The 23,562-nt window shown below is 68.7% G+C and carries 25 protein-coding genes; 12 read left to right on the forward strand and 13 right to left on the reverse strand.

Features of this window, described 5'->3' with window-relative positions; translation table 11 throughout:
- Positions 1-97 precede the first annotated feature (97 nt).
- From AC0IYU_RS33960 to glyQ, 8 genes are all read right to left on the reverse strand, one after another.
- A complete protein-coding gene (locus tag AC0IYU_RS33960; RefSeq protein ID WP_472126564.1) occupies positions 98-1,063 on the reverse strand; it encodes a M48 family metallopeptidase in 966 nt (321 codons plus the stop codon).
- Positions 1,064-1,083: 20 nt separating this feature from the next.
- Positions 1,084-1,851: a lysophospholipid acyltransferase family protein gene (locus AC0IYU_RS33965; RefSeq protein WP_472126567.1), complete on the reverse strand. Its 768-nt coding sequence runs from the start codon at positions 1,849-1,851 to the stop codon at positions 1,084-1,086.
- Entirely contained in the window at positions 1,851-2,429 is a 579-nt protein-coding gene (gene gmhB, locus AC0IYU_RS33970; protein ID WP_435484824.1) for a D-glycero-beta-D-manno-heptose 1,7-bisphosphate 7-phosphatase, read from the reverse strand. Before gmhB ends, AC0IYU_RS33965 begins: the two co-directional genes overlap by 1 nt.
- Positions 2,426-2,962, reverse strand: coding sequence for a DUF6036 family nucleotidyltransferase (locus AC0IYU_RS33975; protein ID WP_472126569.1), 537 nt, complete (start codon positions 2,960-2,962; stop codon positions 2,426-2,428). The genes gmhB and AC0IYU_RS33975 overlap by 4 nt, the downstream gene beginning before the upstream one ends.
- Complete coding sequence (locus AC0IYU_RS33980; protein ID WP_472126572.1) at positions 2,959-3,288, reverse strand: hypothetical protein; 330 nt, start codon at positions 3,286-3,288, stop codon at positions 2,959-2,961. The genes AC0IYU_RS33975 and AC0IYU_RS33980 overlap by 4 nt, the downstream gene beginning before the upstream one ends.
- A 23-nt stretch (positions 3,289-3,311) precedes the next feature.
- Positions 3,312-5,444, reverse strand: a complete 2,133-nt coding sequence (glyS, locus tag AC0IYU_RS33985) for a glycine--tRNA ligase subunit beta (protein ID WP_472126576.1) — start codon at positions 5,442-5,444, stop codon at positions 3,312-3,314.
- 95 nt (positions 5,445-5,539) lie between these two features.
- Entirely contained in the window at positions 5,540-6,091 is a 552-nt protein-coding gene (locus tag AC0IYU_RS33990) for a metal-dependent hydrolase (RefSeq protein ID WP_472126579.1), read from the reverse strand.
- A 21-nt stretch (positions 6,092-6,112) separates the two neighbouring features.
- The gene (gene glyQ, locus AC0IYU_RS33995; protein ID WP_093130572.1) at positions 6,113-7,021 is read right to left on the reverse strand and encodes a glycine--tRNA ligase subunit alpha; all 909 of its coding nucleotides are present in this window, start codon (positions 7,019-7,021) and stop codon (positions 6,113-6,115) included.
- 225 nt (positions 7,022-7,246) lie between these two features.
- Here glyQ and AC0IYU_RS34000 point away from each other — a divergent pair, with 225 nt between their 5' ends.
- Genes AC0IYU_RS34000 through AC0IYU_RS34010 form a run of 3 tightly spaced genes read left to right on the forward strand, consistent with a single transcriptional unit; the run spans position 7,247 to position 9,889 of the window.
- Positions 7,247-8,218, forward strand: a complete 972-nt coding sequence (locus AC0IYU_RS34000; protein ID WP_435484821.1) for a diacylglycerol/lipid kinase family protein — start codon at positions 7,247-7,249, stop codon at positions 8,216-8,218.
- Positions 8,215-9,036, forward strand: coding sequence for a metallophosphoesterase family protein (locus AC0IYU_RS34005; RefSeq protein WP_472126582.1), 822 nt, complete (start codon positions 8,215-8,217; stop codon positions 9,034-9,036). The genes AC0IYU_RS34000 and AC0IYU_RS34005 overlap by 4 nt, the downstream gene beginning before the upstream one ends.
- 10 nt (positions 9,037-9,046) lie before the next feature.
- Positions 9,047-9,889 carry a phosphatase PAP2 family protein gene (locus tag AC0IYU_RS34010; protein WP_472126585.1) on the forward strand — a complete coding sequence of 281 codons (843 nt, stop codon included), beginning with the start codon at positions 9,047-9,049 and terminating at the stop codon, positions 9,887-9,889.
- Between the two features lie 113 nt (positions 9,890-10,002).
- Here the strand turns inward: AC0IYU_RS34010 and AC0IYU_RS34015 are convergent, their stop codons facing one another.
- A complete protein-coding gene (locus tag AC0IYU_RS34015) occupies positions 10,003-11,073 on the reverse strand; it encodes an asparaginase (protein ID WP_472126587.1) in 1,071 nt (356 codons plus the stop codon).
- 171 nt (positions 11,074-11,244) lie between these two features.
- Between AC0IYU_RS34015 and AC0IYU_RS34020 the strand changes: the two genes are divergently transcribed.
- Positions 11,245-11,922, forward strand: coding sequence for a TetR family transcriptional regulator C-terminal domain-containing protein (locus tag AC0IYU_RS34020; RefSeq protein WP_472126590.1), 678 nt, complete (start codon positions 11,245-11,247; stop codon positions 11,920-11,922).
- Positions 11,923-11,938: 16 nt separating this feature from the next.
- On the opposite strand, the gene AC0IYU_RS34025 is transcribed toward AC0IYU_RS34020, so the two are convergent.
- The gene (locus tag AC0IYU_RS34025) at positions 11,939-12,274 is read right to left on the reverse strand and encodes a hypothetical protein (RefSeq protein WP_472126593.1); all 336 of its coding nucleotides are present in this window, start codon (positions 12,272-12,274) and stop codon (positions 11,939-11,941) included.
- A 205-nt stretch (positions 12,275-12,479) separates the two neighbouring features.
- On the opposite strand from AC0IYU_RS34025, the gene AC0IYU_RS34030 reads away from it, so the two are divergent.
- The 8 genes from AC0IYU_RS34030 (at position 12,480) to AC0IYU_RS34065 (ending at position 20,173) form a co-directional block, all read left to right on the forward strand.
- Entirely contained in the window at positions 12,480-13,067 is a 588-nt protein-coding gene (locus AC0IYU_RS34030; protein ID WP_472126596.1) for a Dps family protein, read from the forward strand.
- Between the two features lie 156 nt (positions 13,068-13,223).
- The gene (locus tag AC0IYU_RS34035) at positions 13,224-13,811 is read left to right on the forward strand and encodes an NAD(P)H-dependent oxidoreductase (RefSeq protein WP_472126599.1); all 588 of its coding nucleotides are present in this window, start codon (positions 13,224-13,226) and stop codon (positions 13,809-13,811) included.
- Positions 13,808-15,121: an amidohydrolase family protein gene (locus AC0IYU_RS34040; RefSeq protein WP_472126601.1), complete on the forward strand. Its 1,314-nt coding sequence runs from the start codon at positions 13,808-13,810 to the stop codon at positions 15,119-15,121. The genes AC0IYU_RS34035 and AC0IYU_RS34040 overlap by 4 nt, the downstream gene beginning before the upstream one ends.
- 31 nt (positions 15,122-15,152) lie before the next feature.
- On the forward strand, positions 15,153-16,016 hold the full coding sequence (locus AC0IYU_RS34045) for a creatininase family protein (protein WP_472126604.1): 864 nt from the start codon (positions 15,153-15,155) through the stop codon (positions 16,014-16,016).
- Between the two features lie 72 nt (positions 16,017-16,088).
- A complete protein-coding gene (locus AC0IYU_RS34050; protein ID WP_472126607.1) occupies positions 16,089-17,072 on the forward strand; it encodes an ABC transporter substrate-binding protein in 984 nt (327 codons plus the stop codon).
- 70 nt (positions 17,073-17,142) lie between these two features.
- Positions 17,143-17,979, forward strand: coding sequence for an ABC transporter ATP-binding protein (locus AC0IYU_RS34055; RefSeq protein ID WP_435484812.1), 837 nt, complete (start codon positions 17,143-17,145; stop codon positions 17,977-17,979).
- Positions 17,976-18,794 carry an ABC transporter permease gene (locus tag AC0IYU_RS34060; protein WP_435436717.1) on the forward strand — a complete coding sequence of 273 codons (819 nt, stop codon included), beginning with the start codon at positions 17,976-17,978 and terminating at the stop codon, positions 18,792-18,794. The genes AC0IYU_RS34055 and AC0IYU_RS34060 overlap by 4 nt, the downstream gene beginning before the upstream one ends.
- 8 nt (positions 18,795-18,802) lie before the next feature.
- Positions 18,803-20,173 (forward strand): FAD-binding oxidoreductase, encoded by a 1,371-nt coding sequence (locus AC0IYU_RS34065; RefSeq protein ID WP_472126610.1) that lies wholly within the window; start codon positions 18,803-18,805, stop codon positions 20,171-20,173.
- A 3-nt stretch (positions 20,174-20,176) separates the two neighbouring features.
- Here the strand turns inward: AC0IYU_RS34065 and lnt are convergent, their stop codons facing one another.
- The 3 genes from lnt to AC0IYU_RS34080 form a co-directional block, all read right to left on the reverse strand.
- Positions 20,177-21,775, reverse strand: coding sequence for an apolipoprotein N-acyltransferase (lnt, locus tag AC0IYU_RS34070; protein ID WP_472126613.1), 1,599 nt, complete (start codon positions 21,773-21,775; stop codon positions 20,177-20,179).
- Entirely contained in the window at positions 21,775-22,653 is an 879-nt protein-coding gene (locus tag AC0IYU_RS34075) for an HlyC/CorC family transporter (protein ID WP_435436714.1), read from the reverse strand. The genes lnt and AC0IYU_RS34075 overlap by 1 nt, the downstream gene beginning before the upstream one ends.
- A gap of 99 nt (positions 22,654-22,752) precedes the next feature.
- Positions 22,753-23,481: a GNAT family N-acetyltransferase gene (locus tag AC0IYU_RS34080; RefSeq protein ID WP_472126615.1), complete on the reverse strand. Its 729-nt coding sequence runs from the start codon at positions 23,479-23,481 to the stop codon at positions 22,753-22,755.
- Between the last annotated feature and the right edge of the window lie 81 nt (positions 23,482-23,562).

A 23,562-nucleotide genomic window follows, 5' to 3' on the forward strand; every position in this document is an offset into this window, starting at 1 on the left:
GGGGTCGCCTTTTCTTTGCTTACTTTCTTTTGGCGAAGCAAAAGAAAGTAAGTCGCCCGCCGGGGCGAGTCCCGGCCTCAGGAAACAAAAAAACCCTTCACCACCGAGGAACAGCCTCATCCTTCAGCCGCCGCCGCAGCAGGTCGTAATCAGGCATGACGCTCTCGACCGTCTCCCAGAACCGGTGCGAGTGGTCCATCACCCGCAGATGCGCCAGCTCATGCGCGACCACGTAGTCGATCACCCGCGGCCCGAAATGAATCAGCCGCCAGTTCAGCCGGATCGACCCATCCGCACTGGCACTCCCCCACCGCGTGGCCGCATTCGACAACGACAGCTTCGCCCACCGCACCCCCAGCAAGGGCGCGAAATGGTCCAGCCGCTCGATGAACAGCTTGCGCGCCTGCCGCATGAGCCAGGCCTGCGCCGCATCGCGAATCTGCGAAGGCTCCGCGTTCTGGGCAACGGCGAGCCGCAGCACGCGCGGACCGTCGGCTTCGGCCGCATCGAGCGTGCCGCCGACGCTCGCGAACCCGTGCTTCGGGTCGAGCCGGATCACCACCGGCTCGCCCATGAACGGAAACTGCGCGCCGTCGCGCCAGTCGATGCGCGTGGCCTCGACGCGCGCATGCCGCTGCTGCGTTTCGGTCAGCTTGCGCAGGATCCAGTCGGCCTTCTCATGAATGGCCGCATCGACATCGCGCAGCGTGACCCAGCGCGGCGCGCGCACCGACAGCCCCTCGGCGCCGACGAGGAAACCGATGGTCTTGCGCTTGCCGCGCTTGAATTCGTAGGCCACGCGCGCGGCGCCGATCACCACCTCGCGCGAGGCCTGCGGATGCGCGAAGCGCGCAAGCGTCAGGGTGTCGGCCAGCGGCACCGCGGGCGGTGCGTGCGGGTCCGGGGGTTCGGGCGGCGCGGGCGCAACGAAAGGCATGGCGGGGGGCGCCACCCGCCTGGGCTTCTTCACGCGCGGCGGCCGCGCCGGTGCGGGCGCCGGCGGCGCAAGCTCGCTCCCCAGCCCCTCGAACAGATCCAACGTGAACTGAAGCAGTCCCGCCATGTCGCGTTCTCCGGTGGCCCTCAGCGCACCGCTTCCTGCACGGACTTCGGGCTGTCGACGTAGGCCTCGGGGTCGAGGCGGCGCATCTCGGCCTCGATCCAGGCCTCGACCTCGCGCATCAGCTCGTCGGGCTTGCGCCCCACGCTGGAAATGGCGGGCCCGATCGACACGTCCACCACGCCCGGGCGCTTGATGAAGGCCTTGCGCGGCCACACCCTGGCCGAGGTGACGGCAATGGGAATCACCGGCACGCCGGTCTCGCACGCGAGCCGCGTGCCGCCGCTCTTGTACGTGCCCTTCTGCCCGCGCGGAATGCGCGTTCCCTCGGGGAACATGATGATCCAGATGCCCTGCGCGAGCAGCTTGCGGCCCTGGTTGACCACCTTGTTGAAAGCCTGCGCGCGCTGGCTGCGGTCGATGTGGATCATGTCCAGCCGCGCCATCGCCCAGCCGAAGAAGGGCACGTAGATCAGCTCCTTCTTGAACACGTAGGCCAGCGGATGCGGCATCAGCGTGGGCATCAGGAAGGTCTCGAGCGTGGACTGGTGCTTCACCAGCAGCACCGCGCCGGCGAGCGCGTCGGTGGGCAGGTTTTCCATGCCGCTCACGCGGGTCTTGATGCCCAGCAGCACGCGCGCGCCGCCGATGGCCCAGCCGAGCCAGCGCTCGGCCATCCAGTACAGCGGAATGCCGCGCTTCCAGATCGAGCTGACGCACATGATGATGCCCCAGGGCACCACGGTGACGAGCATCCAGAGTGCATGGAGAACGGAACGAAGAAACGCCATCAGACAGCCACCTGCAGTGCAGCCCGCGCTTCGCGCGCAAGCAAGAAATCGACAAAGGCGGGGAGGTCGTTGTGGACCACCGTGTTCGCCGGGTATTCGGAAGGCAGCGGATCGACGCCGCGGCAGGCCGCGCCCATGCCCGTGAGCAGCAGGTGCGGCTCGCAGCCGGCGGCCGCGCCGGCCTGCAGGTCGCGCAGGCTGTCGCCGCAGGTCGGGACGCCCTTCAGATCGATGCCGTAGCGGTCGCCGATCTGCAGGAACAGGCCCGGCTTCGGCTTGCGGCATTCGCAGTCCTCGTCGGGGCTGTGCGGGCAATAGAACACCGCGTCCACCTTGCCGCCCACGGCCGCGAGCATCTTGTGCATCTTGGCGTGCATGGCATTGAGCGAGGCCATGTCGAACAGGCCGCGGCCCAGGCCCGACTGGTTGGACGCGATCACCACGTGCCAGCCCGCATGGTTCAGCCGCGCCACGGCCTCGAGCGCGCCGGGCAGCGGGGTCCACTCGATGTCGCTCTTGACGAAGTCTTCGCGGTGCACGTTGATGGTGCCGTTGCGGTCGAGGATGACGAGTTTCATGGGGTGGTCCTTTCAGACTCCAGCTTGCGTCGCTCCACCCAGGCGATCAGATGCGACAACGGATACTTCGCCGCGTCGAGCATGCCGATGCGCTCAGCCAGCGTGGCTGCCGAAACCAGCCCGTGCTTCAACAGCTCGCGGACAAAGTCAGCATCCTTTTCACGACCGGCCACACACTTGGAAACGACCAGGTCATGAAGGTCTGGGCAGATGGCGGTGATCTCGCCCACGTAGTGCAGGCTGGCGCGACTCATCCAGTCGCTCGGCATGACGGCGGTCTCCGGTCCGACGCCATCGGCGAAATAGCCGAAGGTTTCGTGGAAGCTCGAATGCATGCCGATCGCGCCGTCGATCAGGTCCGCGCGTTCCGGATGCAATGCGGGGTAGAGATCGATCTCGCGTGACACAAGCACTGCTTCAGGCGGCCGATCGAGCAAAAGCAGGATGGCTTGGCTGCCGACGACGACAAAGGAAGTTTCCTTTGAAATCGCAGCGCAGGCTCGCAGCACGTGCTGCAGTTCGTCAAGCTTCATTGCGGTGCAGCTTGCTCGCGCGCGCGCCTGAGCAATGCCATTCTTTCGGCCTGCGAGACGAGGCCGCCCAGCGGCGACACGCTGCGCATGAGCTGTCCATGGTCGGACTCGACAAGGGCGGCGCTTTCAAGAATGCCAACGTCGCCGCAGAGAAGTTGCTCCCACTCGTCCCACAGGACATCGGAGCGCGATTCACCCGACTGAAGGCGCCAACGCGCCAGCGTTTGGCGCGCATGCTCGCGCAGCCCCGGCTGATGCCGCAAGGCATCCAGCGCTCGCCGGTGAAGGGCGAGAGAGAACGCATCCAGTTGCTGTTGCCGGTTCATGCGCAATTATCGAGCGATGGGCTTCAGACAGCCAGCCGCTCGAGCTGCGCCACGCGGTTCATCGCGGCGTGCAGCGACATCAGCAGGCCCAGGCGGTTCAGCCGCAGGTCGGCCTGCTCGGCGTTGACCATCACGCCGTCGAAGAAGGCGTCGACCGGCTCGCGCAGCGCGGCCAGCGTCTGCAGCGAGGCGGTGTAGTCGCCGGCGTCGAACTGGGCGTTGGCGGCGGGCACGACCTGCGCCATGGCCGCGTGCAGTGCGCGCTCGGCGGGCTCCTGCAGCAGCAGCTCGCTGACATGCGCGTCGGCCTCAGGGGCCTTCTTCAGGATGTTGCCGATGCGCTTGTTGGCAGCCGCCAGCGCCGCGGCGGCGGGCAGTGCGGCAAAGGCACGCACCGCGGCCAGCAGCTTGGGCACTTCGCCCAGGCGCTGCGGGCGCGGGGCCAGCACGGCGTCGACTTCCTGCGCGCTCGCGCCCTGCTCGCGCAGGCTGCCGGCAAGGCGGTCGAGAATGAAGTCCTGCAGCTCGACCGTGGCCTTGCCGCTGTCGAAACCCGCAATGTCCTTGAACTGCGCGGCAGCGTCCTGCAGCAGCGCGTCGAGCCACAGCGCGAGGTCTTTCTCGATCAGCATCCGGATCACGCCCAGCGCATGGCGGCGCAGCGCGAACGGGTCGCGGTCGCCGGTGGGCAGGTTGCCGATGCCGAACATGCCGACCAGCGTCTCCAGCTTGTCGGCCAGCGCCACCACCAGGCCCACGGTGTTGCGCGGCAGCTCGTCGCCGGCAAAGCGCGGCTTGTAGTGGTCTTCGATGGCGTCGGCCACCGCGGCATCGAGCCCGTCGTGCAGCGCGTAGTAGCGGCCCATGGTGCCCTGCAGCTCTGGGAATTCGCCGACCATGTCGGTCACGAGGTCGGCCTTGGCCAGCTGGGCGGCTTGCGTGGCCTGCGCGGCGACGGTGCTGTCGCCGAGCTTCTCCGCGATGCCGCGCGCGATGCGCATCACGCGCTCGACGCGTTCGCCCTGCGTGCCCAGCTTGTTGTGATAGACCACCTTGCCCAGCGACTCGACGCGCGAAGCCAGCGACTTCTTGCGGTCCTGGTCGAAGAAGAACTTGGCGTCGGCCAGGCGCGGGCGCACCACGCGCTCGTTGCCTTGCACGACCGCGCTCGCGTCGTCGGGCGTGATGTTGCTGACGACAAGAAACTTGTTGGTCAGCTTGTCCGACGCGTCGAGCAGCGGAAAGTACTTCTGGTTGGCCTTCATCGTGAGGATCAGGCATTCCTGCGGCACCTCGAGAAACTCGCGCTCGAAGCTGCAGACCAGCACGTTGGGGCGTTCGACCAGCGCGGTCACTTCGTCGAGCAGCGCGTCGTCGTGGATAGGCACGGAGCCGCCGCCGACCTTGACGGCCGCCGCCGCGAGCTGGCGTGCGATTTCGGCACGGCGGGCCTCGAAGCTCGCGATGACCGCGCCTTCTTCCTGCAGCTGCAGCGCATAGCTGTCGGCGTCGCGCAGCACGACCGGATCGACCGCGGCCTCGAAGCGGTGGCCGTGTGTGTCGCGACCGGCCTTCAGGCCCAGCGCCTCGATGGGCACCACGGTGCCGCCGTGCAGCGCCACCAGGCCGTGCGCGGGGCGCACGAAGCTCACGCTGCTCCACCCCGGCAGCTCGCAGCCGCTTTCGAGCTGGTAGCTCATGACCTTCGGAATCGGCAGCTTGGCGATGGCTTCGGCCAGCGCCTTCTGCAGGCCTTCGGCCAGCGTGGCGCCCTTGGCGGTGCTTTCGTAGAACAGGGCTTCGGCCTTGCCGTCCATCGCGCGCTTCAGGCCGGGCACGGCCGAGGCGTCGGCGCCCAGCGCACCCAGGCGCTTGAGCAGCGCGGGCGTGGGCTGGCCGGCGGCGTCGAGCCCCACGGCCACGGGCATGAGCTTTTGCGACACGGCCTTGTCGGCGGCGCGCTCGGCCACGTGGCTGAGGTGCGCGGCCAGGCGGCGCGGCGAGGCGTAGGCGGTGAGCACGGCACCGGCTTCGGCCAGGCCCTGCGCCACCAGCTGGTCGCGCAGGACGCCGGCAAAGGCGTCACCGAGCTTCTTCAGCGCCTTGGGTGGCAATTCCTCGACAAACAGTTCGACAAGAAGGCTGGCAGACGACATGGCTCAGAGCGTTGTTGGAGAGGGGCCGCAAGCGGCACCGGTCACGGCCGCGCAGGAAAGCGGCGCCGTGGAGGGGAAAGAAGAAAGAAGCGAATTCATGCGGCCACGGCGCCGCGGCGCCGCTCCACCGTGTGGCGCGCAACCAGCACGGACACCGAGGCCACCAGCAAAGGTGCCCACACGACGACCATCTCGTTGAGCAGCACCGCAGCGCCGCGCGGCGAGAAGAAGCGCTTCAGCGCGATCGGCGACACCTCGATGGGGCGCCACGGGCTGAAGTGGCGCACGTCGCTGAACGGCCAGAAGATGGCAATGCCGATGCCGCCGTTGGTGAGCATGTCCAGCAGCGCATGCGACAGGGTGCACAGCGCGATCCATGCCCAGCCGACCGCCCGGCGCATGCCCCAGCGCGGCGCGAGCCACCATCCGGCAAGGCCCAGCAGCAGCGCGAACGCCAGCGTGTGCGTGAAGCCGCGATGCCCCGTCATGCCGCCATAGGCGATGCCGAGCTTGAAGGCCAGGCCGTCGAAATCGGGCGCGATGGACGCGAGCATGCCCGCGAGCAGCGCCGACACCGGCACGCGCCGCGTGCCCAGCGCAAGGGCTGCGCAGACGGGAACGGCGACGTGGGTAAAGACGGTTGGCATGGCGGCTGTGCGTGCAGACGGTCAGGCGGCCTTCTTCGGCGGCATCTGCGCGACCCATTCGCGCGGCGCCATCGGGAAGCCCAGGCGCTCGCGGCTCTCGTAGTAGCTCTGCGCCACGCTGCGCGCCAAGTTGCGGATGCGCCCGATGTAGGCGGCGCGCTCCGTCACGCTGATGGCGCCGCGCGCGTCCAGCAGGTTGAAGCTGTGCGCGGCCTTGAGCACCTGCTCGTAGGCCGGCAGCGCCAGCTGCTCGGTCATGAGGTGCTTGGCCTGCTTTTCGTGCGCGTTGAAGGCGGTGAAGAGGAACTCGGCGTCGCTGTGCTCGAAGTTGTAGGTCGACTGCTCGACCTCGTTCTGCTTGTAGACGTCGCCGTAGCTCAGCCCGTCGGTCCAGGTCAGGTTGTAGACGTTGTCCACCCCCTGCAGGTACATGGCCAGGCGCTCCAGGCCGTAGGTGATCTCGCCGGTGATCGGCTTGCAGTCGATGCCGCCGACCTGCTGGAAGTAGGTGAACTGCGTCACTTCCATGCCGTTGAGCCAGACCTCCCAGCCCAGGCCCCAGGCGCCGAGCGTGGGGTTCTCCCAGTCGTCTTCGACGAAGCGGATGTCGTTCTTCTTCAGGTCGAAGCCCAGGGCCTCGAGGCTGCCGAGGTAGAGCTCCAGGATGTTGCTGGGCGCGGGCTTGAGCACGACCTGGTACTGGTAGTAATGCTGCAGGCGGTTGGGGTTCTCGCCGTAGCGGCCGTCCTTGGGGCGGCGGCTGGGCTGCACGTAGGCGGCTTTCCAGGGCTCGGGGCCGAGGGCGCGAAGGAAGGTGGCGGTGTGCGAGGTGCCCGCGCCCACTTCCATGTCGTACGGTTGCAGCAGCGCGCAGCCCTTGTCGGCCCAGTACGACTGCAGTTTGAGAATGATTTGCTGGAAGGTCAACATGAAGCTGGCCGGCGTGGGCCGGACATTGGACGGTAGCGCGGCGAAGCACCGCGAAAGCGGGCGATTTTACGGTCGGAGGGCAACTCTCCCACAGCGGCTCGGGAAGTCGCCTGCTGGCCGGGCCGGCCGGCCGGTGCGACAACACCCAACCCGTCGCGTGCGACGGGCCCGCCGCAAGCGCTTCCCTGCCTTTTTCGCCCTGTTCCACCTCCCGCCTTCCCTGCCATGCCTGTGCCCGAGACCGCACCCGACGCCCCCCTGTTCATCGTGCTCAACGCCGGCTCCGGCAGCGAGGACGCGGCCGAGGCCCGCCGGGTCATCGAGGAGGGCTGCGCCGCGGCCGGCCGCCGGCACCGCATCTTCGTGATCGACGGCCCCGACCGCGTGCAGGCGCTGGCGCGCGAGGCGGTCGAGCGGGCGCGCGCGGCCGGCGGCGTGGTGGTGGCCGCGGGCGGCGACGGCACCATCAACGCGGTGGCGCAGGCCACGCTGGGCAGCGGCTGCGCCTTCGGCGTGCTGCCGCAGGGCACCTTCAACTACTTCAGCCGCACGCACGGCATTCCGCGCGACACGGCGCAGGCGCTGCACATCTTGCTGACCGAGCAGCCCCGCCCGGTGCAGGTGGGGCTGGTGAACGACCGCGTGTTCCTGGTCAACGCCAGCATGGGCCTGTACGCCGAATTGCTGGAAGAGCGCGAGACCTACAAGGCGCGCTATGGCCGCAGCCGCTGGATCGCCTTCGGCGCCGGGCTGCTGACGGTGCTGCGCGGCCGCCACCGGCACTGGAACCTGCGCATGGCCTGGCGCGGCAAGGAGCGCGACATCCGCACGCCCACGCTGTTCGTCGGCAACAACCCGTTGCAACTTCACCAGGTGGGCATTCCCGAGGCCGACGTGCCAGAGCAGGGCCAGCTGGCCGCCATCGCGCTCAAGCCGGTGGGGCCGCTGTCGATGCCCGGGCTGCTGGTGCGCGGGGCGCTGGGCCGGCTCGGCGATGCCGACCAGGTGCTGAGCTTTCCGTTCGAGTCGCTCACCGTGAAGACAGGCCGAGGGCTCGGACCGCGCCGCGTCAAGGTGGCGACCGACGGCGAGATCGGCTGGGTCGACATGCCCCTGCTGTTTCGCGTGTCGCCCGAGCCGCTGTGGCTGGTCAGGCCGCAGGAAACGGCGCCCGAGCTCGAAGCGGCCCGCGAATGAGCTGCCTGCTGCAGATTTCCGACCCCCATTTCGGCACCGAGCGGCCCGAGGTGCTGCAGGCGCTCGAACGGCTGTCGCTCGCGTTGGCGCCCGGCCTGGTCGTGCTGTCGGGCGACATCACCCAGCGCGCCACCGCGGCGCAGTTCGCGGCGGCGCGGGCCTTCGCCGACCGGCTGGGCGCGCCGGTGCTGGCGATTCCCGGCAACCACGACATTCCGCTGTACCAACTGGCGGCGCGCGTCTTCGCGCCCTACGCCCGCTACCGCAAGGCCTTCGGCGACACGCTGGAGCCGGTGTTCGAATCGCCCGAATGGCTGGTGGTCGCGGTGAACACCACGCGCTGGTACCGGCACGAAGACGGGGCGGTCTCCGCGGCGCAGGTGGAGCGGGTGGCGCAGCGGCTGGAAGCGGCCGCGCCTTCGCAGGTGCGGGTGGTGGTGACGCACCAGCCGGTGATGGTCACGCGCACGCAGGACCTGGGCAACCGCCTGCACGGGCGCGAACGGGCCGTGGCGCGCTGGAGCGCGGCCGGCGCCGACCTGATCATGGGCGGGCACATCCACCTGCCCTTCGTGCGGCCGCTGCACGACGCGTTCTCGGGCTGCGCGCGCACGGCATGGGCGGTGCAGGCCGGCACGGCCATCTCGTCGCGCGTGCGGGCGGGCCATCCCAATTCGGTGAACGTGGTGCGCGCGGACATGGCCGGCGGCAAGCGCGCATGCCGGGTGGAGCGCTGGGACTACGTGGCGAGCGACAAGGCCTTCGGCTGCGCCGAAGTATTCGGGCTTTCCCTTGCCAGCGAAGCGACGCGGCCTTAGGGTGCGCCGCATGTCGACCGAAGCCTCCCTTTCTCCCCCCCTTTCTCCCCCCCTTGTCATCGCTGCCCAGCAGCTCGGCGCCCATGCGCTGCCCTGGTTCCTCTCACTCCTCGCGGTTGCGGTACTCGGTGCCGGCGCGGTCTGTCATGTGCTGCAGAAGCGCCACTTCAAGGCGCAGGACACCGAAGAGCCCAGCGAACCGCGCATCGCGCTCGGGCTCGCGTCGGGCTTCGTGCTGATTCTTCTGGCCTCCAGCCTGTTCGCCTGGATCGCCTCGAACATTTCCGACGGCCGCGTGCTGGGCCAGGCCGACCATGCGCTGACCGACACCATCGCCGCGCAGTTGCCGTGGACCGCGCTGGTGGTGTTCAGCTGGGTCACGCACCTCGGTGACGCGGCCTTCCTCGCACCGGTGTGCGTCCTGGTGGCGGCCACGCTGTGGTGGCACCGGCACCGCGCCCTGGCACTGGGCTGGGTGCTGGCCCTGGGCGGCATCGTGGTGCTGAACCCCGCCCTCAAGCACATCTTTGCGCGGGCGAGGCCGCTGCACGACCACGGCCTGGCGCTGGAGACGAGCTACAGCTTTCCCAGCGGCCACAGCGCGGGCGCGATCGTGAGCTACGGGATGCTGCTGTACCTGCTGCTGCGCACGCTGCCGCCGCGCTGGCACGTGCCCGGCGCGATGGCCGCCGCGGGGGCCATCGTCACCATCGCCTGCAGCCGCATCTTCTTGCAGGTGCACTTTGCAAGCGACGTGGCGGCCGGCCTGCTGACCGGCCTGGCCTGGCTGCTCGTGTGCGTGAGCAGCCTGGAATACGCGCGGCACCGGGAGCTGCGGCGCGCGCTGGCCTGAGCTCGGCGCTCCGGGTTTCACCAGAAACACCGCGGAACCGGCTTCGCCGGGCCGCAGGTGTTGCCCCCGGAAGGGGGAAGGAGGCTACGCGAAGCGAGCAAGCCTGGGGGAGATCAGTATTCCCAGAAGATGCGCTGCAGTTCCTTGGTGTCGCTGGTCTTGGTCAACGCGACCATCGCCAGGATGCGCGCCTTCTGCGGACGCAGGTCGTGGGCCACCACCCAGTCGTACTTGTCGTCGGGCTGCTCGGCGTTGCGGATCACGAAGCCGTCGGGCACGCGCGAGCTGCGAATGACGATCACGCCGTCGGCGCGTGCCTTCTGCAGGTTCGGCACGATGCGGTCGGCCACCGAGCCGTTGCCCGTGCCGCCGTGGATCAGCGCCTTGACGCCGCTCCTGGCAATGGCGTCGATGGCGACGGAAGACACGCCTTCATAACCCATGGCAATTTCCACCGGCGCCAGCGCGCTGATGCTGTCGATGTCGAACTCCGAGTTCATGGTGTGGCGCTTGACCGGCGCGCGGAACCAGTAGTTCTTGCCCTCGACGATCATGCCCAGCGGGCCCCATTGGCTGGAGAAGGCGCTGGTCTTGATGTTGACGTTCTTGCTCACGTCGCGGCCGCTGTCGATGTTGTCGTTCATCGTCACCAGCACGCCCTTGCCCATGGCGTCCTTGCTGCCCGCCACGTTCACCGCGTCGTACAGGTTGAGCGCGCCGTCGGCCGACAGCGCCGTGCCCGGGCGCATCGAGCCGACCACCACGATCGGCTTGGCGGTGTGCACCGTGAGCGTCAGGAAGTAGGCGGTTTCCTCGAGCGTGTCGGTGCCGTGCGTGATGACGATGCCGTCCACGTCGGGCTGCTTCGACAGTGCCGAGACGCGCTTGGCCAGCGTCAGCAGGTTGTCGTTGGTGAGGCTTTCGGACGCCACCTGGAACACCTGCTCGCCGCGCACGTTGGCGACCTTGGCCAGTTCCGGCAAGCCGGCGATGAGCTTTTCCACACCGACCTTGGCCGCCGCGTAGGTGGCGCTGTTGACAGCCGAGGCGCCGGCGCCGGCGATGGTGCCGCCGGTGGCCAGGATCACCACGTTGGGTAGAGCCTGCTGGGCCTGCGCGAGCGCGCTGGCCGCCAGCAGTGCGGTGCCGGCCGCGAAGGCCCTGAAACGGGGAGAAAGGTACATGGAGAGCTCCTGTGTTGAAGTGGATTCTTTCGAGGCGGCGAGGAAGATACATGAACCATGCCCGCGCGCTCCGCGCACTCATGCCGCCATGGCATGCGGCCATGCGCCAGGGTTACCATCGACCGCGCGCGACCACTCCACGCGCCGCGCACCCAGCCGCCTTTGCCCGTCATGAACGCCGATTCCGCCGCCCTTCCCGCCTCCACAGCCCAGGAAATGCCCGCCCCCGACGGCCCGCTCTCGCGTGCGCGTCCCGGGCGCGAACGCATCATGGCGGCGATCCGCACCGCGGCGGTCGCCGAGTTCAGCCTGCACGGGCTGAAGGGCACCTCCACCCAGGCCATCGCGGCGCGCGCGGGCCTGACCAAGCCCCAGCTGCACTACTACATCGTCGGCAAGGAAGAGCTCTACGAAGAGCTGCTGATGCAGGTGCTGCACGCGTGGAAGGTGGTGTTCTCGTTCGAGGACGCCAGCGACCCGGCAACTGTGCTGGGCGACTACATCCGCAAGAAGCTCGACCACGCCATCGACAGCCCCGAGATGTCGCGCATCTTCACGCGCGAGATTCTCGACGGCGGGCGCAACCTCGACCGCTACTGGCCCAACGCGCGGGCCTGGACGCAGAAGAAGGTGGACATCATCAACGGCTGGATCGCGCGCGGGCAGATGCGGCCGCTGGACGCGCGCATCCTGCTGATGCACATCTGGGCCATGACCCAGAGCTATGCCGACTACGCCATTCAGGCGCGCGTGATGCTCGGCCTGCCGCCCGACGCGCCCATCGAACGCGAACCGATCGCGCGCGAACTCGTGGCGTTCGTGCTGGGCGGCTGCGGCATCAAGCCCTGAGCAGAGGCTGCACCGCCTACAGCCCGTAGACGATCCACGCGCCGTCCGGCGACGCGGGCAGCTTGAGCGTGGTCTCGCCGATGCGCTCGAACCGGTAGGCGCGCCCACCGATGACGATCGACTTCATGTTGGTCCACACCCGGTAGTCGTAGCCCTCGGCCGTCGGCGTGACCTGCAGCACCCGGAACACGGGCGGCACGACCACGGTGATGCGCAACCGGGCGCTCGCGCTTTCACCGCCGCTGCCGGACTCCGCCGGGCACGGCAGCGGCACAAGCACCAGCGCCGCAACGAGCAGCGCGGCTGCCGCGACATGAAAGCGGCGCCCGGTTGGAAGCCGACTTCCCGTCATGCAAGCCCGATCCGTCAATTGAGAGGTGAAGGGCGCCACCACGGCACCCTGCTCTCGCATATCGGCAGCGCGGGGGAAAGTTGAAGGCTGCCGACGCGCACTGCAGGCGTTCGGCGTCATCGCAACCGGCCCTGCGGCCTACGTACGGCGCGCGATACGGGGGCTAGAACCGAAGGTTTCCAACGTCCCCTCCAGGAGCACCCCCATGGCCAGCCAACCGAAAACCACACCCGCGCGCGCCGAGGTCCAGCCGGACCTGAAGCAACCCAGCCACGAGACCCAGCGCTACGGCGAAATCGTGAAGCTGCCCAACGGCCTGTCCGAAAAGGTCTGCAAGCAGAGCGTGGCGTTGCTGAACCAGTGCCTGGCCGACACCATCACCCTGCGCGACATGTACAAGAAGCACCACTGGCAGGTGGTGGGCCCGACCTTCAACCAGCTGCACCTGATGTACGACCAGCACTTCGAAGCGCAGGTGCTGCTGGTCGACATCCTGGCCGAACGCATCCAGCTGCTGGGCGGCATCGCGCTGGCCATGGCGGGCGACATCGCCGAGACCACGAAGATCGCGCGCCCCCCGCGCGGACGCGAACCGGCCGCGGTGCAGCTGCGCCGCCTGGCCGAAGCGCACGAGCACATCATCATCGAGGCGCGCAAGGCGGCCGACGAGGTCGACGAGGCGGGCGACCCGGGCAGCAACGATGTGTTCGTGAGCAATGTGCTGCGCACCAACGAGCTGCAGGTGTGGTTCCTGACGGAGCACCTCGTCGCGGCCTCGCCCGTGACCTCCTGATCCTCTGAACGCCCGGCGGGGCGCAGCAGCCCCGCCGGATGGTGCTTTTTTCGCGCAGGGCCCCCGGCCCGTCGCGCGCCCCAAGCCGGTGCACCCGGATTGGCACGTCGCTTGCATAACCTGACCACTTGCTCTGATTAAGCGGTCAAACACACCATGCGCGTGCTCGTCGTCTACTGCCACCCGGTCGAAACCAGCTTCCATGCCGCCCTGCACCAGGAGGTGCTGAAGAACCTGCGCGCCGCCGGGCACGAGGTGGACGACTGCGACCTCTATGCCGAGGGCTTCAACCCGGTACTGTCGCGCGAGGAGCGCCTGGGCTACCACGACGTGCCGGCCAACCAGCTGCCGCTGAAGTCCTACGTGGAGCGGCTGCAGTGGGCCGAGGGCATCGTGTTCTGCTTTCCGACCTGGTGCTTCGGCCTGCCGGCCATGCTCAAGGGCTACTTCGACCGGCTCTTCATGCCGGGCGTGGCCTTCGACATCAGCGACCCGGCCAACGTGAAGCCGATGCTCACGCACATCAAGCGCATCAGCGCCGTGGTCACCTACGGCCGGCCGCGCTGGGTGGCCATGTACATGGGCGACCCGCCGCGCAAGATCGTGACGCGGTACATGAAACGGCTCACCGGCTGGGGCGCCAAGGTGGACTACCACGCCCACTACCACATGAACGTGGCGACCGAGCCCCAGCTCAAGCGCTTCATGGCGCGCGTGGGCCAGGCCATGGCGCGCTTCGCATGAGCGCGCAAGGCCCCGCGCCCACGCGCCTCGACAACGTGCGGCTGCCGCGCTGGCTGCTGCCGACCGACTGGCCCCAGCGCGACGGCGTGCCGGTGCTGGCGCGCGTGGCCATCGAAGCCGGCCGCTTTCAGTCGGTGCGCCCGGTGGCCGACGAAGACACCCACACCCCCTCGGGCTGGGACGTGGCCGGCACGCTGGCCCTGCCCGGCTTCGTCGACGCCCACACGCACCTGGACAAGGCCTTCACCCTGCCGCGCATGAAGCAGGTGCAGCCCGGCCTGCTGGGCGCCATCGACGCGATGCTGGCCGACCGCGTGCACTGGACGCCCGCCGACGTGCGCGAGCGCGCCGCACGCGGCCTGCAGTGGGCCTGGGAATGCGGCACCACGCACGTGCGCACGCACGTCGACTGGTGGGAGCCCGACACGCTGCCCATGGCCTGGCCCGTGATGGCCGAGCTGGCGCAGGAGTGGGCCGGCAGGGTGCGCCTGGAGCAGGTGAGCCTCATCAAGCTGCCGCTGTTCGAAGACGCGGCGCAGGCCCTGCGCCTGGCAAGGCAGGTCAAGGCCACCGGGCCGCATGCGCTGCTGGGCGGCTTCGTGCACTCCACCAACTGGAGCGAGAACGCGCTGCGCAACCTGCTGGTGTCGGCACAGGCCTGCGAGCTGGACATCGACCTGCACGTGGACGAGGAGCTCAACGCCGCGGCCGTCGGTCTGCAGACCACGGCACGCATCCTGCGCGAGATCGGCTACGAAGGCCGCGTGGTCTGCGGCCACATCTGCGCGCTGGCGGCCCAGCCCGAGGCGCAGGCCTTCGCCACGCTGGACGCGGTGGCGCGCGCGCCGATCACGGTGGTCTCCCTGCCCGCCACCAACCTGCTGCTGCAGGACGCCGTCACCGGGCGCACGCCGCGGCTGCGCGGCATCACGCTGGTGAAGGAAGCGCGCGAGCGCGGCATTCCGCTGCTGTTCGCGAGCGACAACGTGCAGGACCCCTTCTGCCGGCTCGGCAGCTTCGACCCGGTGGAGGCGCTGGGCACGGCCGCGCTGGTGGCGCAGCTCGACGAGCCCTTCGACACATGGTCGCAGGCGCTGTGCCGCGGCGACTGGCTGCGGCGCTCGCCGGCGCCGGCCCATCCCACGCTGGTCGGCCAGGCGGCCGACCTGGTGCTCTTCACCGACGCCGACCGCCACGGCTGGCCCTCGCGCACCGCGAGCCGCGTGGTGCTGCGCGACGGCCGCGTGGCGCGCGGCGCCGTGCCCGCGGCGTGGCTGCAGCGCACCGGCGACGCACTTTGCGTTCAGTGACCCCACACACGAACCACCGACAAGGACCCCCATGCTCCACGGCTACATTCCGCCCCACCGCTTCCTGCCCTACCTGAGCTGGACCGAGATCGCCGCGCTGCCCGACCGCGAGAACACCGTCATCGTGCTGCCCTGCGGCGCCATCGAGCAGCACGGCCCGCACCTGCCGTGCTCGGTCGACAGCGTGATCAGCTCGGGCGTGATGGGCAAGGCGCTGGAAAAGCTGCCGGCCGACGTGCGCGCCTTCGCGCTGCCGACCATCACCTACGGCAAGTCGGAAGAGCACCTGCACTTTCCCGGCACCATGACGCTGACCGGCACCACGCTGCTGTCGACGGTGATCGAGATCGGCGAGTCGGTCTACCGCTCGGGCTTTCGCAAGCTGCTGTTCGCCAACGGCCACGGCGGCCAGCCGCAGGTGCTGGAGATGGCGGCGCGCGAACTGCGGCTGCGCCACGGCGACTTCGTGATCGTGCCGCACGGCGTGTCACGCCTGCCCAGCGCGGCGAGCAAGCAGGTGAGCGAGCAGGAGAAGAAGCTCGCGATGCATGCGGGCCACTCCGAGACCGCGCTGATGCTGGCCCTGGCGCCCGACACGGTGCACATGGAGCGCGCGGTGGCCAATTTTCCGCCGCCCTTTCCCATCAAGCTGCTGTCGGCCGACGGCCGCCCGGCCTGCGCGTGGACCGCGCGCGACTTCGGCCCGAGCGGTGTGATCGGCGACCCGACCACGGCCACGCGCGAGCAGGGCGAGGAAATCCTGGACACGCTTTCCGACAGCTGGGCCCAGGCGCTGACCGAGCTGTACGCGCTGCGCTGGGTGGTGCGCGAAGAGGCGACCTGGGAGCGCGGCCACCAGCAGGGTTTCATCCAGCAACGCTTCGAGCCCGCCTGAGCCCGGTTTTTGCATCGCCCCCTTCACCGTTTTCCCTTTTTCAACTTTCCCAGCCTTCGAGAGGTCTACTTCATGCGCTCCTTCGCACTGTCCCTGGCCGGCGCCGCCGCCATCGCCTTCCTTGCCGCGGCGCCCGCGCAGGCCGAAGACAAGTTCACCTACATGACCAACTGGTACGCGCAGGCCGAGCACGGCGGCTTCTACCAGGCGGTGGCGCAGGGCATCTACAAGAAGTACGGCCTGGACGTGACCATCAAGATGGGCGGCCCGCAGGTCAACATCACGCAGATGATGGCCGCCGGCCAGGCCGACTGCATCATGGGTTCGAGCGACATCCAGATGATGCAGGTGCGCGAAGGCGGCGTGCCGGTGGTGAACGTGGCGGCCTTCTTCCAGAAGGACCCGCAGGTGCTGATCGCGCACGACGACGTGAAGAAGTTCGAGGACCTCAAGGGCAAGACGCTGCTCATCGGCGCGCAGGCGCAGCGCGGCTACTGGCCCTGGCTGAAGGCCAAGTTCGGCTTCACCGACGAGCAGACGCGCCCCTACACCTTCAACATCCAGCCCTTCGTGGCGGACAAGAACGCCGCGCAGCAGGGCTACCTGACCTCCGAGCCCTACGCCATTCAAAAGGCCGGCGTGAAGAGCACGGTGCTGATGTTCAGCGACCACGGCTTCCCGGCGTACGCCACCACGGTGTCGTGCATGGAGAAGACGCTGAAGGACCGCAACAAGCAGGTCGCCGCGTTCGTGAAGGCCTCGGCCGAAGGCTGGAAGAGCTACCTGGCCGACCCGGCGCCCGCCAACGCGCTGATCAAGAAGGACAACCCCAACATGACCGACGACCAGCTGGCCTACAGCGTGGCCAAGCTCAAGGAGATGGGAATGATCACCGGCGGCGACGCAGCCAAGCTGGGCATCGGCGTGATCACCGACGCGCGCACCAAGGCGAGCTACGACTTCCTGGTGACGGCCAAGCTGCTCGACCCCGCCAAGGTGGACCTGGCCAAGACCTACACGACCGAGTTCGTGAAGGACGCCAAGGTTCTGCCCTGACACCCTGGACCTTGTTCAGCCCTGAAACCAGGCGGCCGCGCGTTGCGGCCGTTCTCGAAAGGCCCTTTGCATGAATCGCATCGAACCCCACACGCTGGCACCGCCGCCGGAACTCGCGCCGTCGGTGCCCGCCGTCGAAATTCTCTCGGCCGAGAAGACCTACCCCAACGGCACGCAGGCGCTGCTGCCGGTGGACCTGTCGATCGCCGAGGGCGAGTTCGTCACCTTGCTGGGGCCCTCGGGCTGCGGCAAGAGCACGCTGCTGAAGATGGTGGCGGGCATGCTCGAACCCAGCGACGGCCGCCTGCTGGTGTGGCGCAAGCCGGTGAGCCAGCTGCACGACAGCCAACGCAAGATGTCGTTCGTGTTCCAGTCGGCCACGCTGATGCCCTGGGCCAGCGTGCAGACCAACGTGCGCCTGCCGCTCGACCTGGCCGGCGTGCCGCGCAAGGAGGCCGATGCGCGCGTCGCGGAATCGCTCGCGCTGGTGGGGCTGGAGAAGTTTGCGAATGCGCTTCCCCGTGCGCTCTCGGGTGGCATGCAGATGCGCGTGTCGATTGCGCGCGGCCTGGTCACGCAGCCCGACCTGCTGCTGATGGACGAGCCCTTCGGCGCGCTCGACGAAATCACGCGCCACAAGCTCGACGCCGACCTGCTCGACCTGTGGCGCAAGAAGAAGCTCACGGTGATCTTCGTGACGCACTCCATTCACGAGGCGGTGTTCCTGTCGAGCCGCGTGGTGATGATGGCCGCGCGGCCCGGCCGCGTGGTGGAGCAGTTCCAGATCGACGAGCCCTATCCGCGCAGCGCCGACTTCATGGTCACGCCCGAGTTCGCGCGCTACGCCAAGAAGCTGCAGGACAGCCTGCTGCGCGCCAGCACCACCGAAGAGGAGGCGGCGCCATGAAACCCGCGAAGAAGCCGAGCCGCCCCCTGCTGAGCCAGCCGCGCGTGCAGCGCGTGCTGTACCCGGTGCTCATCGGCGTGGTGCTGGTGGCGCTGTGGCAATGGATGGTGGTGGCGATGGAGCTGCCGCCCTACCTGGTGCCCTCGCCCTACCTGATGATGCAGACGCTGGTGACCGACTGGGCGCCGCTGGGCAACGCGCTGCTGGTCACGCTGAAGATCACGGTGCTGTCGTTCCTGCTGGCCACGGTGGCGGGCGTGCTGATCTCGTTCCTGTTCGTGCAGAGCAAGCGCATCGAGACCGCGCTCTTTCCGTACGCCGTGCTGCTGCAGGTGACGCCCATCGTGGCAGTGGCGCCGCTGATCATCATCTGGGTGAAGAACCCGGTGGCGGCCATGACGGTGTGCGCGGCGCTGGTGGCGCTCTTTCCCATCATCAGCAACACGACGCTGGGCCTGCGCAGCATCGACCCCGACCTGCAGAGCTACTTCAAGCTGAACCGCGCCACGCGCTGGCAGCAGCTGGTGCGCCTGCGCATTCCGAGCGCGCTGCCCTACTTCTTCGGCGGGCTGCGCATCTCGAGCGGGCTGGCGCTCATCGGCGCGGTGGTGGCCGAGTTCGTGGCCGGCACGGGCGGCTCGGGCGCAGGGCTGGCGTACCAGATCCTGCAGGCGGGCTTCCAGCTGAACATTCCGCGCATGTTCGCCGCCCTGCTGCTCATTTCCCTTACCGGTGTCGCGCTCTTCGTGCTGATGGCCTGGCTCACCAAGGTGGCGCTGGGCTCGTGGCATGCGAGCGAACTTTCCCAGGATTGACCTAGACCATGAACGCTCCCGCATCCGTCATCGAGCAACTGCTGCTCGAACTCCCCGACCTCGACTGGATCACCGACGAAGGCCGCGTCACGCGGCTGTCGCAAGACTTCTCGTGGTTCAGCCCGGTGCTCACGCGTCAGCTGAAGGACAAGCGCGCCGACGTGGTCGTGCGCCCGCGCACTGAAGAAGAAATCCGTTCGGTGGTCGGCGCCTGCGCACGCCGCGGCGTGCCGATCACCATCCGCGGCAGCGGCACCGGCAACTACGGCCAGACCACGCCGCTCGCGGGCGGCGTGGTGCTCGACATGACGGGCTACAACGCCTGCCTGTGGGTGCGGCCCGGCGTGGCGCGCGCGCAGGCCGGCATCCGCCTGGGCGAGCTCGAGAAGCAGACCCGGCCCACCGGGCAGGAGATGCGCTGCGTGCCCTCCACCTACCGAAGCGCCACGCTGGGCGGCCTGTTCGGCGGCGGCTTCGGCGGCGTGGGCTCCATCAACTACGGGCCGCTGAGCGCGCCGGGCAACGTGATCGGCATTCGCGCGATGACCATCGAGGCGGAGCCGCAGATGGTCGAGCTGCGCGGCCCCGACGCCATGCGCATGCACCACCTGTGGGGTACCAACGGCCTCGTGCTGGAGCTGGAGATTGCACTGGCACCCGCGCACCCGTGGCTGGAGACGCTGGTGACCTTCGACAGCTTCGAGAACGCGCTGAACTTCGCGGACAAGCTGGCGAACGCGCCCGGCATCGTGAAGCGCGGCGTCACCTTCTTTGCGGCGCCGGTCGGCGACCACCTGGCGCAACTGGCGGCGCATTTGCCCAAGGGCTGCCACACGGTGCTCTCGCTGGTGGCCGAGTCGAACGAGCCCGCCATGATGCTGCTGGTGGAAGCGCACGGCGGCACGGTGGGCTACCGCAAGACGGCCGCCGAAGTGCAAAAGAGCAACCGCACGCTGATGGAGTTCACCTGGAACCACACCACGCTGCACGCACTGAAGATCGACCCGACGCTGACCTACCTGCAGAGCGGCTTCATTCCCGGCAAGCATGTCGAGCAGATCATCGAGATGGAGAAGCTGCTGGGCGGCGAGGTGATGATGCACGTCGAGTTCCTGCGCAACGTGGGCGGCCTGCTGACCTGCAGCGGCCTGCAGCTGGTGCGCTTCAGCACCGAGGAGCGGCTGAACGAGATCATCGACATCCACCGCGCGCACAACGTGCACATCAACAACCCGCACGTGAACATCGTGGAAGACGGCAAGGCCGGCGGGCCGCTGCCGCCGGAAGTCATCGAAGTGAAGAAGCGCTTCGACCCGATGGGCTTGCTGAACCCCGGCAAGCTGCGCGACTGGCCGGTGAAGGCCGCGCAGCCCGCCTGAGCCTCAGCGCCGGCGGCGGCCGAGCGCGAAGGCCGCGGCCACGATGGCCATCGCGAGGATCCACAGCGGCCACAGGCCGAAGGGCGCCACCCAGCGCGCATACGGCGTGAGCCCGCGCCGGCCTTCGACGCTGGCCTCGAGCACACCGCGCGTGAGGCGCGGCAGCGCGTGCGTCACGCGGCCTTCGGCGTCGATGACGACCGTGGCGCCGGTGTTGGTGGCACGCACCATGGGCCGTGCGAATTCGAGTGCGCGCATGCGCGAGATGGACAGGTGCTCGTCGATCGCCACCGAGTCGCCGAACCACGCGATGTTGCTCACGTTCAGCAGGATGGTGGGGGCGGTGGCCTGGTCCTTGAAGTTGGCGCCGATCTCGTCGCCGAACAAGTCCTCGTAGCAGATGTTCGGCGCAATGCGCTGGCCCTGCCACAGGAACTGCGCCTGCGCGAGGCCGCCGCGCGCGAAGTCGCCCAGCGGAATATTCATCATCTGGATGAACCAGCGAAAGCCCGTGGGAATGAATTCGCCGAAGGGCACGAGGTGGTGCTTGCTGTACGTGTAGGCCTGCGCGGCGCCGGGCCGGAAGCCGAGCACCGAGTTGCTGTAGGTGCCTTGTCCGCCCATCGGCAGGCCGACGATGGCGGCCTGCGTGCCCTGGCTGTAGCGCGCCTGGATGGCTTCGAGGTAACCCGCCGGCAACTGCTGCGGCAACAGCGGCAAGGCGGTCTCGGGCGTCACCACGAGCGAGGCCTTGGCGTCGCGCAGCTGTTCGCCATACCAGCGCAGCGCGGTCTCGATGCCGCCACCGGGAACGAATTTTTCGTCCTGCGGGATGTTGCCCTGCAGCAGCGCGACCTGGAGCTTGCCGGTCGCGCCCTTGTCGCCTTGCACGTCGCTGCGCAGCGAAGGCACCAGGTGCGGCACGGCGAACACCAGCGCGATGAGCACCAGACCTTGCGCGAACTCGGCGGTGCGAACGGGCCGATGCAGCGCGACCAGGGCCGCGACCAGCGCCGCCGCCGCGCCGATGCCATACACGCCCACCCACGGCGCCAGCGCAGCCAGCGGCCCCTCGACATGCGCATAGCCGCCGGCGCCCCACGGGAAACCCGTGAACCAGCTGCCGCGCACGAGCTCGGCCAGTGTCCACAGCGCCGCGAAGACGAGCGCCCCCGTCACCCGCCCCTTGGGGCCGCGCACCACGAACCATGCGGCAGCCGCGGCGTAGTAGAGCCCGAGCGCCGCGGCCAGCGCCACCACGGCGATGACGGCCAAGGGCGCCGGCAAGCCGCCGTAGGTGTGCAGGGAAATGAAGAGCCACCAGAAGCTGCCGGTGAGCCAGGTGGTCGAGAAGAGCCAGCCGTGCAGGCCGGCACGGCGCCAGCCCGCGCCCTGTGCGCGCAGGCCGTCGAGCAGCCACACCAGCGCGCCCAGCGACAGGAGCTGCAGCCACCAGAGCGGCCGGCCGTCGGCCGGCCATGCGATGGAGAGCGCCTGCGCCAGCCCGGCCAACCCGAAACCGAGGATGCGGAACCAGGCGGCCTGGGGGGAGGCGGGCACACCTTGCGCCGTGCGCGCCGTCGCTGCTGCGGGCAGCGGCATCAGTCGGCCGCGTCGCCGCCGCGGGCCGGCGACACCTTGAACCAGCGCACGGCGCCGCCCTTGGTGTGCAGCACCACGAAGTCGAAGCCGCCCATGGCGTGGTGCTCGCCGCGCTTGGGCACGTGGCCCATCTCGTGCGCGATGAGGCCGCCGATGGTGTCGAAGTCTTCGCTGAGCTGTTCTTCGTCGAAGGTGATGCCGAAGGCCTCGGCCACGCGCTCGATGGGCGTGTCGCCCGAGACGCGGTAGGTGTGGTCGGCCAGTCCGAAGATGTCGCCCTCGTCCTCGGCGATGTCGAACTCGTCCTCGATCTCCCCGACGATCTGTTCGAGCACGTCCTCGATGGTGATGAGCCCGGCCACGCGGCCGAACTCGTCGATGACGATGGCCAGGTGGTTGCGGTTGCCGCGGAACTCGCGCAGCAGGTCGTTCAGGCCCTTGCTTTCGGGCACGAAGGTGGCCGGGCGCAGCAGCGCGCGGATGTTCAGGCCCGGCGCGCGCTGCAGCTTGAGCAGGTCCTTGGCGAGCAGGATGCCGATGATGTTTTCTTTTTCGCCCTCGTACACCGGAAAGCGCGAGTGCGCGGTGTCGATGACGAGGTGCAGCAACGCGTCGTAGGGCGCGTCGATGTTCACCAGGTCCATGCGCGGCGCGGCGACCATCACGTCGCCGGCGGTCATGTCGGCCATGCGCAGCACGCCTTCGAGCATCACGCGCGACTCGGCGCCGATCACCTCGTTGTCCTCGGCGTCCGCCAGGGTTTCGATCAGCTCGTCGCGCGAGTCTGGTCCGGGGTGGATGAATTCGGCGAGCTTCTGCAGAAAGCCGCGTTTGTCTTCCCGTTCAACGGGAGCGCGTTCAGGGTGAGGTTCGGCCACTGCGGGAGGGCTTAGTTGAGGAGGGGCAAGGATAACGGATTGCACATGACCGGCGCCATCGCACGGGCGTCACACGCCGTTCGGCGCCCCTGCGCGGGCTCAGGAGCCCGATTTTCTGCGCGCGGCGCGCATGCCGCTGCGCACTTCCTGCAGGCTTGCCAGGAAGGACCAGAACTGCTTGGCGCGGCTCTTGAGGGCGAAGTCGACCGCGGCGTAGTGCGCCAGGGCAATTTCGCTCATGCGGCTGTCGAAGGTGGCGCTGGGCAGTTGCAGATGGGCTTCGGCCTCGGCGCCGCTGCGCACCACGGTCGCGCCGGCGTTGCGGGCGATTTTCAGCATGGCGGCGTTTTCGCTCAGCGCATGAATGAAGAGCATGCCCACGCCTTCGTTGCGCGCCACCACCACGGCGCGCTCGAACAGGCGGGCACCGTAGCCCCGGCCGCGGGCGTGCGCCGAGACGGACACGCCGAACTCGGCGCAGTCGCTGTGCTGGTCGCCGGGCGCGAAGGCCAGGTGCGCCATCGCAATGAGGTCAAGTCGACGGTTGTAGATGCCGAAGAGCTCGTCGCGCTCGAAGTCGAGGCCGTCGACGTAGCGCTGCACCTGTTCATCGGCCGCCGCATAGCCGAAGCGCAGGTAGCGGTCGTGCGGGGTCAGGTCGAGCAGGTGGCGCGCGATGCGCTCGCGTTCGCGCGGGCCGATCGAGCGGATCGGCACCATCACGGGTTGAGGCGCGCTGGCGGCGCGTGGTTGCGCCTCAACCATCGGCGCCCTGAGGAAAGAGCCGAGGCCGAGAGACGCTATGAGGAGGGTCTTGGCGGTGAGCATGGTTCGAATTTAAGGGTTTTCCCTTAATCAGCAAGTCCGCAAGGTCAATCGCCGGACACATTCGTGAACCAATGCCGCAGC

The organism is Variovorax sp. AC103 (genome assembly GCF_979254005.1).

What these genes read in the sequence shown, in the direction of transcription:
- AC0IYU_RS34020 (WP_472126590.1), top strand. Translation starts at nt 11,245, where the DNA reads ATGAACGCCGATTCCGCCGCCCTTCCCGCCTCCACAGCCCAGGAAATG.
- glyS (WP_472126576.1), bottom strand. Translation starts at nt 5,444, where the DNA reads ATGTCGTCTGCCAGCCTTCTTGTCGAACTGTTTGTCGAGGAATTGCCA.
- AC0IYU_RS34015 (WP_472126587.1), bottom strand. Translation starts at nt 11,073, where the DNA reads ATGTACCTTTCTCCCCGTTTCAGGGCCTTCGCGGCCGGCACCGCACTG.
- AC0IYU_RS34040 (WP_472126601.1), top strand. Translation starts at nt 13,808, where the DNA reads ATGAGCGCGCAAGGCCCCGCGCCCACGCGCCTCGACAACGTGCGGCTG.
- AC0IYU_RS33960 (WP_472126564.1), bottom strand. Translation starts at nt 1,063, where the DNA reads ATGGCGGGACTGCTTCAGTTCACGTTGGATCTGTTCGAGGGGCTGGGG.
- AC0IYU_RS34055 (WP_435484812.1), top strand. Translation starts at nt 17,143, where the DNA reads ATGAATCGCATCGAACCCCACACGCTGGCACCGCCGCCGGAACTCGCG.
- AC0IYU_RS34065 (WP_472126610.1), top strand. Translation starts at nt 18,803, where the DNA reads ATGAACGCTCCCGCATCCGTCATCGAGCAACTGCTGCTCGAACTCCCC.
- AC0IYU_RS34050 (WP_472126607.1), top strand. Translation starts at nt 16,089, where the DNA reads ATGCGCTCCTTCGCACTGTCCCTGGCCGGCGCCGCCGCCATCGCCTTC.
- AC0IYU_RS34030 (WP_472126596.1), top strand. Translation starts at nt 12,480, where the DNA reads ATGGCCAGCCAACCGAAAACCACACCCGCGCGCGCCGAGGTCCAGCCG.
- lnt (WP_472126613.1), bottom strand. Translation starts at nt 21,775, where the DNA reads ATGCCGCTGCCCGCAGCAGCGACGGCGCGCACGGCGCAAGGTGTGCCC.
- AC0IYU_RS33965 (WP_472126567.1), bottom strand. Translation starts at nt 1,851, where the DNA reads ATGGCGTTTCTTCGTTCCGTTCTCCATGCACTCTGGATGCTCGTCACC.
- AC0IYU_RS34080 (WP_472126615.1), bottom strand. Translation starts at nt 23,481, where the DNA reads ATGCTCACCGCCAAGACCCTCCTCATAGCGTCTCTCGGCCTCGGCTCT.
- AC0IYU_RS34025 (WP_472126593.1), bottom strand. Translation starts at nt 12,274, where the DNA reads ATGACGGGAAGTCGGCTTCCAACCGGGCGCCGCTTTCATGTCGCGGCA.
- AC0IYU_RS34060 (WP_435436717.1), top strand. Translation starts at nt 17,976, where the DNA reads ATGAAACCCGCGAAGAAGCCGAGCCGCCCCCTGCTGAGCCAGCCGCGC.
- gmhB (WP_435484824.1), bottom strand. Translation starts at nt 2,429, where the DNA reads ATGAAACTCGTCATCCTCGACCGCAACGGCACCATCAACGTGCACCGC.
- AC0IYU_RS33980 (WP_472126572.1), bottom strand. Translation starts at nt 3,288, where the DNA reads ATGAACCGGCAACAGCAACTGGATGCGTTCTCTCTCGCCCTTCACCGG.
- AC0IYU_RS33975 (WP_472126569.1), bottom strand. Translation starts at nt 2,962, where the DNA reads ATGAAGCTTGACGAACTGCAGCACGTGCTGCGAGCCTGCGCTGCGATT.
- AC0IYU_RS34005 (WP_472126582.1), top strand. Translation starts at nt 8,215, where the DNA reads ATGAGCTGCCTGCTGCAGATTTCCGACCCCCATTTCGGCACCGAGCGG.
- AC0IYU_RS33990 (WP_472126579.1), bottom strand. Translation starts at nt 6,091, where the DNA reads ATGCCAACCGTCTTTACCCACGTCGCCGTTCCCGTCTGCGCAGCCCTT.
- AC0IYU_RS34010 (WP_472126585.1), top strand. Translation starts at nt 9,047, where the DNA reads ATGTCGACCGAAGCCTCCCTTTCTCCCCCCCTTTCTCCCCCCCTTGTC.
- AC0IYU_RS34035 (WP_472126599.1), top strand. Translation starts at nt 13,224, where the DNA reads ATGCGCGTGCTCGTCGTCTACTGCCACCCGGTCGAAACCAGCTTCCAT.
- AC0IYU_RS34000 (WP_435484821.1), top strand. Translation starts at nt 7,247, where the DNA reads ATGCCTGTGCCCGAGACCGCACCCGACGCCCCCCTGTTCATCGTGCTC.
- glyQ (WP_093130572.1), bottom strand. Translation starts at nt 7,021, where the DNA reads ATGTTGACCTTCCAGCAAATCATTCTCAAACTGCAGTCGTACTGGGCC.
- AC0IYU_RS34045 (WP_472126604.1), top strand. Translation starts at nt 15,153, where the DNA reads ATGCTCCACGGCTACATTCCGCCCCACCGCTTCCTGCCCTACCTGAGC.